At 70.0% G+C, this 16,541-nt stretch carries 13 protein-coding genes; 6 read left to right on the top strand and 7 right to left on the bottom strand.

The genetic code is table 11. From position 1 onward, the window contains the following. Positions 1-518: 518 nt before the first annotated feature. Positions 519-764: a mycoredoxin gene (locus tag YWW_RS0118470; protein ID WP_026931273.1), complete on the bottom strand. Its 246-nt coding sequence runs from the start codon at positions 762-764 to the stop codon at positions 519-521. A gap of 147 nt (positions 765-911) precedes the next feature. Here YWW_RS0118470 and YWW_RS37460 point away from each other — a divergent pair, with 147 nt between their 5' ends. Both YWW_RS37460 and YWW_RS0118460 read left to right on the top strand, forming a co-directional pair. Beyond that, a complete protein-coding gene (locus tag YWW_RS37460) occupies positions 912-3,149 on the top strand; it encodes an ATP-dependent DNA helicase UvrD2 (RefSeq protein ID WP_026931272.1) in 2,238 nt (745 codons plus the stop codon). Between the two features lie 692 nt (positions 3,150-3,841). After that, complete coding sequence (locus YWW_RS0118460; RefSeq protein WP_026931271.1) at positions 3,842-4,201, top strand: WhiB family transcriptional regulator; 360 nt, start codon at positions 3,842-3,844, stop codon at positions 4,199-4,201. Between the two features lie 272 nt (positions 4,202-4,473). Here YWW_RS0118460 and YWW_RS0118455 read toward each other — a convergent pair whose 3' ends face one another. The 3 genes from YWW_RS0118455 to YWW_RS31415 form a co-directional block, all read right to left on the bottom strand. Then, positions 4,474-4,935, bottom strand: coding sequence for a hypothetical protein (locus YWW_RS0118455; RefSeq protein ID WP_026931270.1), 462 nt, complete (start codon positions 4,933-4,935; stop codon positions 4,474-4,476). A gap of 31 nt (positions 4,936-4,966) precedes the next feature. Further along, positions 4,967-6,112, bottom strand: a complete 1,146-nt coding sequence (locus YWW_RS0118450) for a hypothetical protein (RefSeq protein ID WP_026931269.1) — start codon at positions 6,110-6,112, stop codon at positions 4,967-4,969. 143 nt (positions 6,113-6,255) lie between these two features. Then, positions 6,256-7,563: an ABC1 kinase family protein gene (locus tag YWW_RS31415; protein ID WP_342673583.1), complete on the bottom strand. Its 1,308-nt coding sequence runs from the start codon at positions 7,561-7,563 to the stop codon at positions 6,256-6,258. 242 nt (positions 7,564-7,805) lie between these two features. Here YWW_RS31415 and YWW_RS36695 point away from each other — a divergent pair, with 242 nt between their 5' ends. Beyond that, positions 7,806-7,967 carry a DUF5679 domain-containing protein gene (locus YWW_RS36695; RefSeq protein WP_169732271.1) on the top strand — a complete coding sequence of 54 codons (162 nt, stop codon included), beginning with the start codon at positions 7,806-7,808 and terminating at the stop codon, positions 7,965-7,967. 178 nt (positions 7,968-8,145) lie between these two features. Further along, a complete protein-coding gene (locus YWW_RS0118435; RefSeq protein ID WP_026931268.1) occupies positions 8,146-8,667 on the top strand; it encodes a M48 metallopeptidase family protein in 522 nt (173 codons plus the stop codon). A 12-nt stretch (positions 8,668-8,679) separates the two neighbouring features. Here YWW_RS0118435 and YWW_RS31410 read toward each other — a convergent pair whose 3' ends face one another. Next, the gene (locus tag YWW_RS31410; RefSeq protein WP_051326010.1) at positions 8,680-9,954 is read right to left on the bottom strand and encodes a zinc-dependent metalloprotease; all 1,275 of its coding nucleotides are present in this window, start codon (positions 9,952-9,954) and stop codon (positions 8,680-8,682) included. A gap of 281 nt (positions 9,955-10,235) precedes the next feature. Between YWW_RS31410 and YWW_RS0118425 the strand changes: the two genes are divergently transcribed. Both YWW_RS0118425 and YWW_RS31405 read left to right on the top strand, forming a co-directional pair. Beyond that, entirely contained in the window at positions 10,236-11,207 is a 972-nt protein-coding gene (locus YWW_RS0118425) for a YlbL family protein (RefSeq protein WP_026931267.1), read from the top strand. 95 nt (positions 11,208-11,302) lie between these two features. After that, complete coding sequence (locus tag YWW_RS31405) at positions 11,303-14,347, top strand: UPF0182 family membrane protein (protein WP_162145972.1); 3,045 nt, start codon at positions 11,303-11,305, stop codon at positions 14,345-14,347. Positions 14,348-14,398: 51 nt separating this feature from the next. On the opposite strand, the gene YWW_RS31400 is transcribed toward YWW_RS31405, so the two are convergent. Beyond that, positions 14,399-16,012, bottom strand: a complete 1,614-nt coding sequence (locus YWW_RS31400; RefSeq protein ID WP_051326008.1) for a protein kinase domain-containing protein — start codon at positions 16,010-16,012, stop codon at positions 14,399-14,401. Between the two features lie 135 nt (positions 16,013-16,147). After that, a complete protein-coding gene (locus YWW_RS36095; RefSeq protein WP_155830254.1) occupies positions 16,148-16,510 on the bottom strand; it encodes a hypothetical protein in 363 nt (120 codons plus the stop codon). Positions 16,511-16,541: the final 31 nt, after the last annotated feature.

The raw sequence follows: 16,541 nt of genomic DNA, 5'->3' as shown, positions 1-16,541 counted from the left end.
GGACGGGGCGGCGAGCCCGGACGGGAGAACCCAGGTCCGGTGGCGCGCCGTCTGCGCGGGGGCAGAGAAAAGGCCCGGGACGGATCCATCCCGGGCCTGAATGCTTGGCTGCCACCCCTCGAAGCAGCCAAGCAAGCTTGACGACTCAACTATAGAGCATGTTACCGGCTCTGTGTCCTAAACGTGACCATAGTCTCGGCATGTGGCACAAGTCAAGCGCCAATCTCGTCTTTTATCGGTTTCGCCTGCGGCGCCACGGGTGTGGGAGCGCCACGGGACGGGAGCCCGCGCCTCTCTGACATCCTTGCGGCACCGCCGATGCGCGGCCGTCGCTCGCGCGCGGCGCCGAGTGGTCTCGACCGCTTCGCGTTCGGCGTCGAGGGGCGGGCTTCACTCGCGCGGCATCGACCGCCGCCGTCGCGGCCGGGGGAGTGCGCGATGCTCGCGGAAACGCCACTGGCCGTTCGGCCGTCGTCGTGACCGGGGAGCACCCGGCGCCCGCGGGCGCGACGGGCGGCTCAGCCGCCGAGCGCCGCCTTGATCTGGCCCACGCTCGGGTTCGTCAACGCGAACTCCTCGCCGGAAGGGCCGGTCCCGCGCACCGTCGGCACCGTCTGGTTGCCGCCGTTGACACCCATGACCCAGTCGGCGGCCTCGGGATCGTCCTCGATGTTGACCTCCTTGTACAGGATGCCCTCACGGTCGAGCCCGCTCTTCAGCCGTCTGCAGTAACCGCACCACGTGGTGCTGTACATGGTGATCATGGATCCTCCTTCGTCATGAACCCTAACGCGAAGCGCGCACGCGGCATTCCGCGCGAAGCGGCGCCCGTGGTGTCCGTTCGCACACCCCGCCGCCGGGGCACCGGGCAGGGCCACGAGCCTGTCACAGGACTCTGCGACACTGTCGGGGTGACTTCGCGCGACCGGGAACTCGATCAACTCCTAGCCGATCTCGACCCTGAGCAGCGCGAGGCGGTGACCGCCGACGCCGGGCCGGTGTGCATCCTCGCGGGCGCCGGCACCGGCAAGACCCGCGCCGTCACCCACCGGATCGCCTGGCGCGTACGGCGGGGCGACATGCGCGGCCAGCACGTCACGGCCGTGACCTTCACCGCCCGGGCCGCGGGGGAGATGCGGGACCGGCTGCGCGGGCTCGGCGTCACCGGCGTCAACGCCCGCACCTTCCACTCCGCGGCGCTGCGGCAGCTGCGCTACTTCGGCGCCCGCCGCTTCGGCGGCGGCATGCCCGAGCTGGTCGACTCCTCCCTCAAGTTCGTCGCCATCGCCGCGGCCCGCACCGGCCTCAAGACCTCCCGCGCCAAGAACTTCGACCTCACCACCGAGATCGAGTGGGCCGCATCGTCGCTCATCGGGCCCGACGACTACGTCGCGGCCATCGCCAAGCTCGGCCGCGACGCGCCCGCCGCCCCCGAAGACGTCGCCAAGGTCTACGCGGCCTATGTCGAGGGCAAGCGGCGCTCGGGGCTGATGGACTTCGCCGACGTGCTCGCCCACACCGCGGACATGATCACCGAGGACGAGGCCGCCGCCGACCGGATCCGCAGCCAGTACCGCTTCTTCGTCGTCGACGAGTACCAGGACGTCACCCCGCTCCAGCAGCGGCTGCTCGACGCGTGGCTCGGCGACCGGGACGACATCACCGTCGTCGGCGACGCCAGCCAGACCATCTACTCCTTCACCGGCGCCACCTCGCGGTACCTGCTCGACTTCACCCGCCGCCACGAGTCGGCCGCCCTGATACGCCTGGTGCGCGACTACCGGTCCACGCCGCAGGTGGTGGGGCTGGCCAACAGCATCATCGCCGAGTCGAAGGGCCGCGAGGCGGCGATGCGGCTCGAACTGGTCGGCCAGCGCCCGACCGGGCCGGAGGTGTTCGCCGAGACGTTCAAGGACGAGGCCGAGGAGGCCGACATGGTCGCCCGGCGCTGCTCCCAGCTCATCGCCGACGGCACCAGCGCCTCACAGATCGCGGTGCTGTACCGCACCAACGCCCAGTCGCAGGCGTACGAGGAGGCGATGGCCTCCTACGGCGTGCCGACCGTGGTGACCGGCGCGGCGCGGTTCTTCGATCGGCCCGAGGTGCGCCAGGCCGTCGTGGCGCTGCGCGCGGCCGCCAAGAACGACATCGGCGAGTTGCCGCTGGTCGAGGCCGTCCCGGCGGCGCTGGAGGCGGTCGGCTGGCGGCCGGGCGCCGCGCCTTCCGGCGGAGCGCAGCGGGAGCAGTACGAGGCGGTGGCGGCCCTGGTGGGCCTCGCCGAGCAGTTCGCGGAGCAGCGCGGAGCGAACAGTGAATCCAGCGCGGAGCAGCGCGGAGCGAACGATGGGTCGAGTGCGGAGCAGCGCGGAGCGAACGATGGGTCGAGTGCGGAGCAGACCGCGGCGGCCGACGGCTCAGGTCCGTCCCTGGAGGAGTTCTGCGCCGAGCTCGGCCGCCGCGCCGCGGAGCAGCACGCCCCGGCCGTCGAAGGCGTGACCCTCGCCAGCCTGCACTCGGCCAAGGGCCTCGAGTGGGACGCGGTGTTCCTCGTCGGCCTGGCCGACGGCACGCTCCCGACGACGTTCGCCCGCACCGACGACGCCTTGGAGGAGGAGCGGCGGCTGCTGTACGTGGGCATCACGCGCGCCCGCGAGTGGCTGCAACTCTCGTACGGCCTCTCGCGCAACCCGGGCGGGCGCGAGAGGCGGCTCAGCCGCTACCTCGCCCCGCTCGGGCTCGGCGGCTTCCCCCGCGCGCCCGAGCCCTCGGCGGCCGGGCCGCGCCAGCGGACGCGGAAACCGGCGAAGGTGCTCGACTGCTCGGGCTGCGGCAAGCCGCTGACCGATGCGCGGGACCGCAAGCTGGGGCATTGCCCCGACTGTCCGTCGACAATGGACGAAGAGCTGTTCGAGCGACTCCGGGAGTGGCGCGTCACCGTCGCCAAGGAGGGTGGCAAACCGGCCTTCACCGTGTTCACTGATGTGACCTTGATCGCCATTGCAGAGCGCTGTCCGGCATCCGACACTGAGTTGGCCTCCCTCCACGGCATCGGTAAGTCCAAGTTGGACAAGTATGGACCAGCGGTGTTGTGCCTGGTCAACGGCGGTACTGTGGAGGAAGCGCTTGCAATCTCCAGTGAAGGAAACTGACACCGATGACCACTTGCAAGAAAATTCTTTGACGACTCCCCGAAAAAGGCGTTGCGTTCCCGATGCCAGCGGGCGTAGCGTTGCCCATGCCGGGGTGAGGTCTGCGCCTCACCAGGCTGTCTAAGGAGATGTAACGATGGCGACCACGGATCAAGGAAGGAGGGGTTGAAAGTGTTGCTGACAAATGACTTCGCAGGCAAGCGCGTGGAGACGATGCTGCCCGCTGCCGCTGTTTATCGTCAGCTCGCACCCGTCCCCGCTTCGCTCCGTGGCACCACTCTGCCCTCCGCCGTCATCGAACCCACGACGGTCGAGGGCACGACGAATGTCCACAGCACCGATATGGGCGCTGTCGCGTTCATTGAGCGCGTTTGGGACGGATCCGCCGTCGGCCTGGCCGACTGGTTCCAGCCGGCCCTCGGCCTCAAGAAGCGCCACGGCGCCACCCGCGGGAGACCGCCTCGAGAACATCTGAGGGGCTTACAGGAAGCCCCACCGGACCTCTCGAGGCCGCGACTCCCGCAACCGGGATCGCGGCCATTTTTTATGGCATCAGACCAGGTCGCGAAGCCCACCACCAGGCAAAGAACAAAACGAGACAGATTGCGAAGCAATTGAGTCCTCAACAAGTACGGACGCGACCGACTTCATCGAGCACGATGCCGATCGAAATGAGAGAGGAGACCGAGTTCATGACCGACACCCTCATCGGACCTGAGCTCCGCGAGCAGGCCTGCGAGACCGGCAGCGACCTGCCCTGCCGCGAATACGACGCGGACCTGTGGTTCTCGGAGTCCCCGACGGAACTCGAATTCGCCAAGTCCCTGTGCACCGACTGCCCGGTGCGCGTGGAGTGCCTCACCGGCGCCCTCCAGCGCCACGAGCCCTGGGGCGTCTGGGGCGGCGAGATCTTCGAGAAGGGCGCCGTCGTCGCCCGCAAGCGGCCCCGCGGACGGCCCCGCAAGGACGCCGCCCTCATCGAGCAGGCCGCGCAGGCCGAGCTCGAGGCGCGGACCGCCGAACTCGCACTGGCGGGGGTGAATGTGTCGTGACGGTCGAACACCTGAGCCGCCACCTCAAGCGTGACGTCGGCTCGCGGGACTTCGATCTGCCCACCGGGCGACTCGAGGCCGGTCGGGCGCGGAGCTCGGCAGAGCTGCTGCTCGGACGGGTCGGACGCATCCGCATGCGGAGTCTGTGGAAGGAATCCGGGCATGCCGGGGCCGAATTGACGGCACCCAGGCACCGCCGGAGAAGGCTTTGACGCCGCAGCGAATGCGTTGGCCAGAGGGGTCCATCCCGACAGGGATGGGCCCCTCTCGTCTTATATGCAGTGGACGCAGTCCGGGCCGGTCAGCGCCCGGCCGCAGCTCGGGCAGGTCCTGAGGCCCGTCTCGGGCTCCTCCGGCGGATCGGCGGCCGCCTCCTCCTGCCCCGGCCCCTCCGGCTCCCCGGCGCCGGGGAGCTCACCGTTCTCGGCGGCCGCCTCGATCGCCTCGAACATCTCGTCCTGGTGCTCCCGCGCCGATTCGAGCCCCGCGAGCAGGTGCTCGCGGTAGGCGGGCGTGGCGAACATGTCGATCGGCCGCATCCGGCCGTCCTTGAGCTGCTCGCCCATTTCCCTCCACAGCGGATCAGGGTGGTCGGCGAGCATGTCGTAGAGGGCTTTCCGCCTTCCCTCGGAAGTGGCGAGCTGCTCGCCCAACGGCGTGCCCTCCAGCAGCCGCATGTACCGCTCGGGGCCCGACTCCGGTATCTCGTCGTCGGGGGTCTCGGCTTCGCTCAATTCGGGACCTTCCTCTCGCTGGTGGGCGGCGTCATCCGGGCAGCTGCCCCATGGAAGAGTCGGCGTCCCCGGCTTCCGGCGCCTTCGGCAGGGACTTGTCGGACGCCTGGAGCTGCCCGAAGCTGTTCATCCCGGCCTCGACCGCGGCCATGATGTCCTTCGTCGTGTTGTAGACGTCCACCAGGCTGTTGATCATGTCCGCGATCTTCTTGCCCTCGTACAGGGCGACACCGCCCCCGATGATCGGACCGATGATCGTGGAGGCCGAGGCCGCCCCGCCTCCGAGTGCCGCCGCGCAGATCACCGCCGCGTCGACCAGGCTCGAGATGAGGCTCCCGACCACCGAGGAGAATTCGAGGGCCCCCTTGGCGGCGTCCTCGTACTCCTCGGCGATGTCGTCGAGGACGTCGGCGGCCCCCGGCAGCGCCGCGCACACCGCGGCGAGGAAGTGCTCGCACGAGTCGGCGGCTCGTCCCGACCACGCGCTCGGCAGCCCGATCCTGCCGTGGTTGATGTTGAACTCGATGCTCCGGCAGGCGTTGGCGGTGTTCCGGTAGACGTCGGCGCAGGCGCGGAACCCCGCCCAGTCGCCGGTCACCGGCTTGAGCAGGAACTCGTACGGGTCGTAGGACCGGTCGAGCAGGCCGAGCCACGAGAGCCCCTCGGTGGCGGCCATGATGGCCCCGCGCCCCGCAGAGGAGATGGAGGCGTAATCCGACCAGCTGGGCTCCCACCGCCAGGCGCCCTGCGCCGCGTAGTCGTCGGGTTCGGTGAGGTACGACTCGGGGTCGTACTTCTCGCCGAAGGTCCCGACCACGATTTCGATCCGTTCGTAGTGGTACTCGTGCCCCTCCGGCGGGCTGGTCTGGTAGCCCTCGAGCTGGGAGTCGAGTTTCGCGGCGCTGTCGGCGTCGGTCTTCGCGTAGTAGTCGGCGGAGTCCGTGATCGAGAACTCCGCCGCTTCGAGGGTGTAGCGGCTGAGGGTGGAGAACCAGTCGGCGGTGTTGCCGACGAGGGCCTCGTGGGCGCCGCTGAGATCGTTGAGCCAGCCCTCGCCTCCCTGCAGGCCGGTGTTGTTGAGGATGTAGCGCTGGCAGGCGGCGGCGTGGTCGGCCTGCGTGCCGACGAGCTTGCCGAGGCTCTTGATGTCCTCGGGGAGTGCTAGGAACCCGGTCATGCTCCCCGAGCGTAAGGCGGTCCGTCCACCCTGCTCCGGCACGCGAGCCCCCGGCCTTCTGATCCGCAGTCAGACGGCACGCCGTCCGGCGCGGGCGGCGCCTCCGCGACGACTCCGGCGGCGGGCGGTCCCTCGTCCGCCGGTCACGCCTCGAGTTCGCGTCCCTCGTCCTGGCCGGGGTCGGCGAAGCCGGGAAGCCACTCCTCGAGGATGTCCCGCCACCGGCCCCTGGCGCCCAGCTGGCACAGCACCCCGATCGAACCCATCGTCACGCGGTGGATCAGCAGGTAGGACGGCGGGAAGCTCAGCTGCTTGCTCAGCTTGTACGCCTCCGACTTCTGGTTCGTCAGCCGCGTGCTCTCCCCCCGCAGCCACTCCCGCGAGAACTGGAACTCCTCGGCCCCCAGCGGCGCCAGCATCGGCGTCAGGAAGTCCAGGATCGCCGGGGCGTCGATCTCGAGGTCCGCCGGGACGAAGCCCTCGCTGCGCAGCCCTTCGACGACCTCATCGGCCTTGCCCTCCAGCGTCAGTTTCGTCAGGCGCCCCACCTGCACCGGCATCCCGCCGGGCATCCGCGCGGTCGCGCCGAAGTCGTAGACGATCAGGCGGCCGTCGTCGCCCAGCGCGAAGTTCCCCGGGTGCGGGTCGGCGTGCAGCAGCCCGGCGCGCTTCGGCGCCGAGAAGTGCAGCGTCGCCAGCAGCTGCCCCGCCCGGTCGCGCATCTCGGGCGTGCCCTCGGCGATCACCTCCGACAGCGGCGTCCCGCTGATCCACTCGGTCACGAGCACCTCGGAACCGGCGTGGACGACCTCGGGGACGAGGATCTGCCCGTCGTCGCGGTAGGCGTCGGCGAACTGGCGCTGCGTGGCCGCCTCCAGCTCGTAGTCGAGCTCCTCCAGCAGCCGCTCGCGCAGCTCGACGGTGAGCTTCTTGACGTCGAAGTTCGGTTGCAGCACTTTGAACAGCGGCGCGATCCGCGCCAGCTGGCGCAGGTCCGAGCGCAGCGCGTCGCCCGCGCCGGGGTACTGGATCTTGACGGCCACCTCGCGCCCGTCGTGCCACACCGCCCGGTGCACCTGGCCGATGCTCGCCGCCGCGGCCGGGGTGTCGTCGAAGGACGCGAACCGCTCGCGCCACTCGGGCCCGATCTGCCGCTCGAGCACCCCGTGGACGCTGGCGGCCGGCAGCGGCGGCGCCGCGTTCTGGAGCTTCGTCAGCGCCTGCCGGTAGGGGGAGGCCAGGTGCTCGGGGAGCGCCGCCTCGAAGACCGACAGCGCCTGGCCCAGCTTCATCGCGCCGCCCTTGAGCTGCCCGAGCACGCTGAACAGGTGTTCGGCGGTCCGTCGCTGCGCCTGCTCGCCGAGGATCTCGTCCGCCAGGCCCGTGACCCGCTTGCCGAGACCGACGGTCGCGCGTCCGGCCAGGCCCAGCGGCAGGGAGGCGAGCTTCATGCCGCGGGAGAAGGCCCGCCGCGGAAGGTCGTCGCCCGAATGGGTGTTTCCATGCCTGTCGCTCACGTTCCCCATGCTCTCACGCCGAGACCGTATTTCGCCCCCCATGCGGGTGAGGCTCGCATTCGGGGGTACCCCGCACGGGTGAAGCGGCGCGGCGAGACTTACAACTGTGAAATATGTGGCATTCTGAGGCCAGGCGGTCGCACAGCGTGACCGTTGACAGCAACGGGGGGATACCAGTGGCTCAAGCTACCGAGACCTACAACGGCTACTGCGTCAAGTGTCGGCAGAAGCGCGATTTCGAGGGCCATGTGGTCGTGTCCGACTCCGGGCGCCGGATGGCCAAGGGGACGTGTCCCAAGTGCGGCACCAAGATGAACCGGATCCTCGGCAAGGCCTGACTGCCGTCGAGCGGGCCCGGCGACGGCCCGCGGAGTCCGCCGAGGACGCCCTCACCCCTCGCCTCGTCCCGGATACCGGGAAACTGGCGAGGGGACTTTTGTGATGTTCACGCTTTGACCCACATAATCGCGACGTTCGTGTTATGCGATTGTCACTCCCAGGGATTAATGTGCGGTCATGGCGCGCAAAGTGCATCCCCCCGTTGAAGTGCGGCGCTCAACCCGGCGCCGTGCCACCGTGGCGGCCTACGAGGAACGAGGCCGCGTCGTCGTCATGATCCCCAGCACCTTCTCGGAGACCGAGGAGCGCGAGTGGATCGACCACATGCTCGAGCGACTGCGCCGCCGCGAGGCCCGCGACGGCCGCGCGAGCGACGCCGCGCTCAAGGCCAGGGCCATTCGGCTCGCCAGGCGCTACTATCCCGACCACCCCGAATGCGCCGAGCCGGTCAGTGTCAAATGGGTCGACAACCAGCAGCGGCGCTGGGGATCGTGCACCCCCGACGACGGCACCATCCGGATCTCGCGCCGGATCACCATGATGCCGTCATGGGTCATCGACTACGTGCTGCTCCACGAACTGGCGCACCTGGTCCACCCCGACCACTCGCGGCCGTTCTGGGACCTCGTCGGCCGCTACACCAAGGCCGAGCGCGCCCGCGGCTATCTCGAGGGCATCGCCGACGCCGAAGCGGTCTGAGACCGGCCCGCGCTACTTGTCGTCCTCGTCCTCGTCGTCGCCTTCCGGCGGCTTCGGGTCGTTGACCGCGAGCTGGTCGAACATCGACATGTCCAGGTCGCCGAGCGCCTCGGACACCGACGCGAAGCCCTCAGGGTGCTCCAGGTCGGCCGCGCTCGGCATCAGGTCCGGGTGCGCCCAGACCGCTTCGCGCCCTTCGACGCCGCGCGCCTCGGCCAGCGACCTCCACAGCCGCGTCGCCGCCACCACCTTGCCCTGGTCCAGTTGCAGCCCCACGAGCGCCTCGAAGGTCTGCTCCGTCGGCCCGCCGGTCGCCCGGCGGCGCCTGGCCGACTCCAGCAACCGGTCCATCGTCGGCAGCCGCTCGCCGGCGGCGTCGGCGACCACCTCGTTGACCCAGCCGGTGATGAGCGCCAGCGTCGTCGCCAGCCGCGCCAGCGCCGCCTTCTGCTGCTCGGTGTCCTCGGGCTTGAAGACCTCGCTCAGATCCATCGTGGCCGCGGCCTCGGGATCGGTCGGGTCGATCTCGGACATGGCCTCCTCGATGGCGGCCTCGTCGATCCGGATCTCACGCGCGTACGCCTCGAGCGCCCCCAAGAGGTGCGAACGCAGCCACGGCGCGTGCGTGAACAGCCGGTGCGTCGCCGCCTCGCGCAGCGCGACGAACAGCCGGACCTCTTCGACGGGGAGCTCCAGGCCCTCGGCGTAGGCCGCGACGTTGCCGGGCAGGAGCGCGGCGACGCCGGTCTTGCCCAACGGCAGGCCGACCTCGGTCGAGGAGAGGACCTCCCCTGCGAGCTTGGCGAGCGCCTGCCCCATCTGGGCGCCGAACAGCGCCGAGCCGACGCCCTTCATCAAGTCGGCCATCGGGCCGAGCATCCCCGACATCTCCTCGGGCACGAGCGTTTGCATCGCCTCGCCCATCTGGGCGGCGAGCGGCTCGGTCAGCTGCTTCCAGGAGTCCTCGGTCTGCGAGATCCACTGCTTGCGGGTCCACGCGTCGGTGGCCGAGACTCCCGAAGGCCAGGCGGTGACGCCGTCGAGCCACAGGTCGGCGAGGCGCACGGCCTCGGAGACCGCGGCCTGGTCGGCCGGGCCCACGATGTTCTCGTCGGCCAGCTCGGACTCGGCGAGCTGCTTGGCCAGCTGCCAGTTGACCGGACCGGACGACAGCGACTGCGCCATCATCTGCTGGAGTTGCTGCATCATCTGCTGCACTCGCGGGTCGTTCGGGTCGGGCAGGTCGCCGCCCAAGTTGCCGAAGCCGAATGGAATGTCGGAGCCCATGCGCCAACCGTACGTCAGAGCCTCCCCCGATAACCACGCCCCGGCAATCTGAGAGGCCCTGTTCCGTCAGCTCATAGTGAACGGGCCGACCCCTGTTCACCGACGCGGCCCCGGCTCCGGGCCCTCCGCTCAATGGGCGCAGGCCCGTATGGGCTTCGCCGTGTAGGTCCCGTTCTCCTGCGTCGGACGGGAGCCCGCTGCGCGGGCCTTCCGCCCATGCTGTGCTTTCTTCACTTCATGGGCGGAAGCCCACATGGGCTTCGCCATGTAGGCTTCCGCCCATGAAGAGGCGCGGAATAACGGTCCTGATCGGCGCGGCGCTGGTGGCACTGTTGACCTGGCAGTCGTTGACGATGGACGTCGCCTATGTGGCCATGGGCCCCGGCCCCACCGAGGACGTCCTCGGCGCCACGGTCGACGAGGAGGGCGTCGAGCACCAGATCATCAGCGCCGACGTCGCGTACGACACCTCCGGCGAGCTGCACCTGACCACGGTCCGCGTCAAGCAGAGCGTCACCCTCGCCCAGGCCCTCCAGTACTGGATGTCCGATGAGCACGCCATCGTCCCGCGCAACCTGATCTACCCGCCCGGCCAGTCCGAAGAAGAGATCAGCGCCGAACAGGAGGCCGACTGGATCGAGTCCCAGTCGAACGCCGAACAGGCCGCGCTGGCCTACCTCGAGCAGCCCGCCGAGCTCCTCGCCCTCGCCGACGGCGGCGGCCTCCTCGAAGGCGACCTCATCCTCGAAGTCGACGGCACCCCCGTGGACGAGATCTCCTCCCTCGAAGATTTCGCTGAGGGCGAAACCGAGGTGACCGTCGAACGCGACGGCGCCCAGACCGCCGTGACCGCCGCCCTCGGCGAGGCCGAACTCCAACTGACCCGCGAAGACCCCTACGGCATCGAGATCGACACCGAGGCGCTCAACATCGGCGGCCCCTCGGCCGGCCTGATCTTCGCGCTCGGCATCGTCGACACCGTCACTGAAGGCGAGCTGACCGACGGCCTCACCGTCGCGGGCACCGGCGAGATCGACGCCCAGGGCAACGTCGGCGGCATCGGCGGCATCCAGCAGAAGATCACCGCCTCCTCGGACGCGGGCGCCGACGTGTTCCTCTCTCCGGCTTCGAACTGTGCCGACGCCGCTTCGGTGGCGCCCGAGAATATGACTATTGTCAGGGTGGAGACCCTCGCGGACGCAGTCGCCGCACTGGAGTCCATCGCCGCCGGCGACGCAGTGACGACCTGCTGAACACCACCGCATCGGCTCGATGAAACACAAAGGAGTTGCTTAGAGTGGCGAATCGGACGCCCACGCCCCCACGGATGAGCCGACGAGGACGTTACGTGCTGATCCTCCTCGTCGCCGCCATCGTCCTGCTGTCGGTGCTCGGGTGGCTGGTCAGCCTCCGCACCAATTACCTGTGGTACGACTCGGTCGGTTACACGACCGTCTTCTCGACCATGATGTGGACGCGCGTCGGCCTGTTCGCCGTGTTCACCCTCGTCATGGCCGCCTGGACCGCGCTCAACCTCTACCTCGCCTGGCGCTTCCGACCCGACACGTGGCCGGCCACCTCCGAACAGGAGGGCCTCGAACGCTACCGGGAGCTGATCTCCCCGCGGGCCGGCTGGTGGATCACCGGTGTCGCCGTCGTCGTCGGCGTCTTCGCCGGCATGTCCGCCCAGTCCCGCTGGGAGACCTGGCTGCTGTTCCGAGCCGGAGGCGACTTCGGCTGGGAGGACCCGGTCATGAACATGGACGCCGGCTTCTACGTGTTCCGGCTCCCGTTCTGGCAGTTCCTCATCGGCTTCGGCTTCGCCGCCGTCGTCGTCGCCATCGTCGCCTCCCTGGGCGCCTACTACCTGTACGGGGCACTGCGCTTCTCCGGCCAGGGCGACCGCATGACCAACATCGCCCGCATCCACCTGTCGGTCCTGGTGGCGCTGTTCCTCGGCCTCAAGGCCGTGGCCTACTACTTCGACCGGTTCAACTTCACCACGCAGGAGAACGAGGTCACCAACATCGTCGGTGGCGGCTACACCGAGATCGAGGCGCTCATGCACGCCAAGACCGCCCTCATCTGGGTCTCGGTCATCGCCGCCGTCGCCATCCTCGTCTTCTCCTGGGGCCTCACGAGGTCGCTCGCCCTGCCCGGTGCCGCCCTCGGCCTGGTCGTGGTCACCGCGATCGCCGCCGGCGGCATCTACCCGGCCGTGGTCCGCAACTTCCAGGTCGAGCCCAACCGGCCCCAGCGCGAAGGCGAGTACGCCCAGTACACCATCGACGGCACCCGCTACGCCTACGGCATGGAGGACCTCCAACAGGAGACGTACGAGGTCACGGCCACTCCCGACGCCCAGCAGCTGCAGACCGACACCGGCACCGTGCCGTACACGCGCCTGATCGACCCGTTCATCGTCTCCGACGCGTTCACGCAGCGCCAGCAGCCGCGCAGCTTCTACGACTTCAACGACAAGCTCGACATCGACCGCTACACCTACACCAACGCTGAAGGCGAAGAGGTCACCGAGGACTTCGTGGTCGGCCTGCGCGAGCTCAACCCCGACCAGCTCACCGGCGAGCAGCAGGACTGGACCGTCCAGCACACCGTCTACACCCACGGCTGGGGCTTCGTCGCGGCCTCGAGCACCGAGAACTGCAACGGCGGCCCGTACTTCATGAACGGCGTCATGCGCTCGGACGACGCCGAGGCAGGACAGTGCGAGGCCACTGAGGACTTCCTCGCGGTCGAGCGGCCCCAGATCTACTACGGGCTGCTGACCAACGAGAACCAGTACGCCATCGTCGGCGTCCCCGAAGGCGAGACGCCGCGCGAGTACGACCGCCCGGCCGACATCGCCGTCACCACCGAGGATCCCGACGACGTCGAGGCCGAAGAGCGCGGCTCGGACCGCTACACCACCTATGAAGGCGACGGCGGCGTCGACATCAGCTCGTGGACCACGCGACTGCTGTACGCCTGGGAGTTCCAAGAGCCCCGCTTCCTGCTGTCGGACCAGATCAACGAAGAGTCGCAGCTGCTGTACAACCGCAACATCCGCGACCGCGTGCAGGACGTGGCCCCGTTCCTGTCCATCGAGGCCGACCCGTACCCGGCGGTCGTCGACGGCGAGATCGTCTGGATCGTCGACGGCTACACCACGACGAACGACTTCCCCTACTCCGACCGGGTCAACCTGGCCGACGCCACCAACGACACCTACTCGGGGCAGGGCGTGGCCACCCAGGAGTCCGAAGAGGTCAACTACATCCGCTCGTCGGTCAAGGCCGTCGTCAACGCCTACGACGGCTCGGTCGAGCTCTACGAGTTCGACACCGAGGACCCGATCCTCGAGGCGTGGAACGAGGTCTACGGCGGCGACATCATCACGCCGAAGGAGGACACGCCGCCGGAGCTGGTCGAGCACTTCCGCTATCCGCAGGACCTGTTCAAGGTGCAGCGCACCATCCTCCAGCGCTACCACGTCGACGAGGCGCGGGCCTTCATCGAGGGCGGCGAGGCCTGGGCGACGCCGGACGACCCCTCGCAGGGCAACGGGGTCACCCAGCCGCCGTACTACGTCTTCGCGCAGTACCCGAACCAGGAGCAGTCGCACTTCCAGCTGACCGGCACGTACGTGCCGCGCAACCGCGAGAACGCGCTGGCGAGCCTCATGTCGGGCTACTACGACGAGAACGGCGATCCGCAGCTGGTGCTCTACGACGTCTCAGGCGGCGACGACCAGTCGGTGGGGCAGGTGCACCAGATCATCACCTCCACCACCGACGTGGCCGAGGAGCTGAGACTCTTCCAGCAGCAGGGCACCGACGTCGAATGGGGGAACCTGCTGGCGCTGCCGGTCGGCAACGGCATCCTCTACATGGAGCCGATGTACCTGCGCAGACAGTCGGGCGGCGAGGGCACCACGCTGCCGCTGCTGCGGCGCGTCGCGGTCAGCTACGGCGGCTACGTCGGCTACGCGGCGGAGTTCACCTGCGTCGACCCGGACGATCCGGAGCGAAGCTGCAACTTCGAGGAGACGCCGCTCGCCGAGTACCCCAGAGACCAACTGGGGGCGCTCGAGCAGGTCGTGCAGGACTATCTGCGCGGCGTGCCGACCGCGGCCGAAGAGGTCGAGGAGGGCACCGAAGGCACGGAGGAGCCCACGGACGAGCCGACGACCGAAGCGCCGACCACGGAGGCGCCGCCGGCCACCGGCGAGGAACCGCCGGAAGTGGAGGCCGCCATCCAGGACGTCCTCGAGGCGCAGGCGGCCTACGAGGAGGCGCGCGCCTCGGGCAGCGAAGCCGAGGCCGGCGCGGCCCTGGACGCACTGTTCGCGGCGCTCGACCAGCTCCAGGCCGCCAGAGACGCGGCCGGGCAGTGAGGCGCGAGCGCCCATAAGAGAACAGCCGACGCCGGAGGCTCCCGGCGGCCGTCACGGGCCGCCGGGAGCCTCCGTCTCGTCGGCCTCGGTCTTGCACCCGGCGGCGTCGTCGGCCTTCTGGACGGTGACCTGCACCGTCGAGTCGGGGGCGACCTCGGTGCCCGCGCTCGGATACTGGCGGACGACACCGCACTGGTAGTCGCCGGTGCCGTTGCTGGTGACGACCGGGGCCAGGCCGGACTCCTCGATGCGCTGGCGCGCCGCGGACTCGGACATGCCCCCGACGTCGGGGACGGGCACCTTGGCCTCGGGCGTGGGCGAGGGGCTCGCACTGGGGCTCGGCGAGGCGCTGGAGCCGCCGGTGGGCTCGGTGCCGGCCGGCGGCGGCGAGGTCCGCCCGTCCGGCGGCTCATCGGCCGAAGCCGCGGCGGAGGCCGCGGCGGACTCGCCGTCGGGCTCGGGCAGGGCGCCTTCCTCGCCGGCGGGGGCCGGCTCGTCGCTGGACCGGCCGGAGACGCCGCCGTCCTCGCCGCTCTCGGTGGCGGCCGCGATGCCGGGGGCGGCCGTGTCCTGCCACGGGCTCGCGGCGGCGATCGCTCCGGCCGCGCCGAGCACGATGAGCGTCCCGCTGAACGCGACCCACAGTCGCCTGCGCCCCCGCGGCCGCCCTGCGTCGGCCGGTTCCGGCACTTCGGCCGGGGCGGGCGGCACCGGGTTCGCGCCGGTGCGGGGCCCGGTATGCTGTCCTGTGTGGACCATTGGAGTGCCCGGGGGCGACTGCTCGCGAGTCCGGCCCGGCGCCGGAGCCGGTTTCGCGGCGGTGATCATCGTCCGCGTCTCGTGGCAGGCCGCGGCGAACGCCGCCGCGTTCGGCCAGCGGTCCGAGGGCTCCTTCGCCAGGGCCTTGGCGACGATGGCGTCGACCTCGCGGGGCACCTCGGGAGGCAGCCCGGGCGGGGCGTTGCGCAGATGCGCCGAGAGCACGCCGAGCGGCGTGTCGGCCTTGAACGGCGGCGACCCGGCCAGGCACTGGTGGGCGACGACGCCCAGGGAGTACAGGTCCGAGGCGGCCGTGAGGTTCTCTCCGGCGGCCTGCTCGGGGGACATGTAGGTGACGGTGCCGAGGACGACGCCGGTGGTGGTGAGGGTGAGGTTGTGGCCCGCCCGGGCGATCCCGAAGTCCACCAGGACGACCGACCCGTCGTCGCGGACGAGGATGTTGCCGGGTTTGATGTCACGGTGGACGATGCCCGCGTCGTGGGCGACCTGGAGCGCCTCGGCGACCCCGCCGACGACGCGGAGCGTGTCGGCGGCGCCGAGCTTGCCCCACAGGCCGAGGAGGCGCGACAGCGGCTTGCCGTCGACGAACTCCATGATGAGGTAGGCGATGGCGGCGTCGCCGTCGTCGATCTCGCCGTAGTCGTAGACCTCGACGACGCCGGGGCCCTTCATGACGGCGATGGCGCGCGCCTCGCGCCGGAAGCGCTCGCGGAAGCCGCGGTCGTCGACGAGGTCGGCCAGGAGGACCTTGACGGCGACGGTGCGCCACAGGATCGTGTCCGTGCCCTCCCAGACGTCGCCCATGCCGCCGCCGCCGACGCGGCGTTCGAGCCGGTACCGCCCGTCCAGGACGTCGCCTGCCTTGAGGTTGCGCGTGCTCAGCATCCGGCGCTTTCCCCTTCACGGCGAAGCTCGCGGGCCGTGGTTCGCCTTCGCGGCGAAGCCCGCAAGTCGTAAATTCGCCCAGAGTCGGTTCTTCTCTCAAGGGGTTTAACGACCGTGACCGGCTGAGGCTACGCGCTAGGCCGCGCTCTTTTGGTGCCGCTGACCGGCGGCGAGTTGTCGTGCCCGCACGCTGATGGGCGACGGTTCGCTCATGCGGGACTCGGGGACCGGCCGGGGCGCTGCGGCACCGGAGACGGCCTCGGCGTCGAGCCCGGGGACGCCGACGGCCTCGCCGAGCTGCCCGTCCCAGCAGGCCCAGGAGTGGCAGGGCCAGGCCTGGAGGCAGTGGCCGCAGACCGGCCGCCTGGTGCTTCGCTGATCGAGCGCGGGCGTGTGCCGTTTCCACCACCGCGCTTGGACGCGCCACAGGCTCGGCACCGGGACCCCGCTCGGAGGCTCGTCCGGCGGAGGGTTGTCGAGTGTGTACGGACTTCGCACGCGGGTTGCCTTTCGTGTCGTGCCGACGCCG

This window comes from Glycomyces tenuis DSM 44171 (assembly GCF_000427885.1).
Classification (GTDB): Bacteria; Actinomycetota; Actinomycetes; order Mycobacteriales; family Micromonosporaceae; genus Glycomyces; species Glycomyces tenuis.
The sequence above is the reverse complement of the archived record's forward strand: the minus strand, read 5'-3'. Positions and strand labels throughout refer to the sequence as shown.

Excerpts from the sequence above, each read along its gene's own strand:
- YWW_RS0118470 (WP_026931273.1), bottom strand. The coding sequence starts at position 764 with ATGATCACCATGTACAGCACCACGTGGTGCGGTTACTGCAGACGGCTG.
- YWW_RS0118460 (WP_026931271.1), top strand. The coding sequence starts at position 3,842 with ATGACCGACACCCTCATCGGACCTGAGCTCCGCGAGCAGGCCTGCGAG.
- YWW_RS0118450 (WP_026931269.1), bottom strand. The coding sequence starts at position 6,112 with ATGACCGGGTTCCTAGCACTCCCCGAGGACATCAAGAGCCTCGGCAAG.
- YWW_RS31415 (WP_342673583.1), bottom strand. The coding sequence starts at position 7,563 with ATGAAGCTCGCCTCCCTGCCGCTGGGCCTGGCCGGACGCGCGACCGTC.
- YWW_RS0118435 (WP_026931268.1), top strand. The coding sequence starts at position 8,146 with ATGGCGCGCAAAGTGCATCCCCCCGTTGAAGTGCGGCGCTCAACCCGG.
- YWW_RS31410 (WP_051326010.1), bottom strand. The coding sequence starts at position 9,954 with ATGGGCTCCGACATTCCATTCGGCTTCGGCAACTTGGGCGGCGACCTG.
- YWW_RS0118425 (WP_026931267.1), top strand. The coding sequence starts at position 10,236 with ATGAAGAGGCGCGGAATAACGGTCCTGATCGGCGCGGCGCTGGTGGCA.
- YWW_RS31400 (WP_051326008.1), bottom strand. The coding sequence starts at position 16,012 with ATGCTGAGCACGCGCAACCTCAAGGCAGGCGACGTCCTGGACGGGCGG.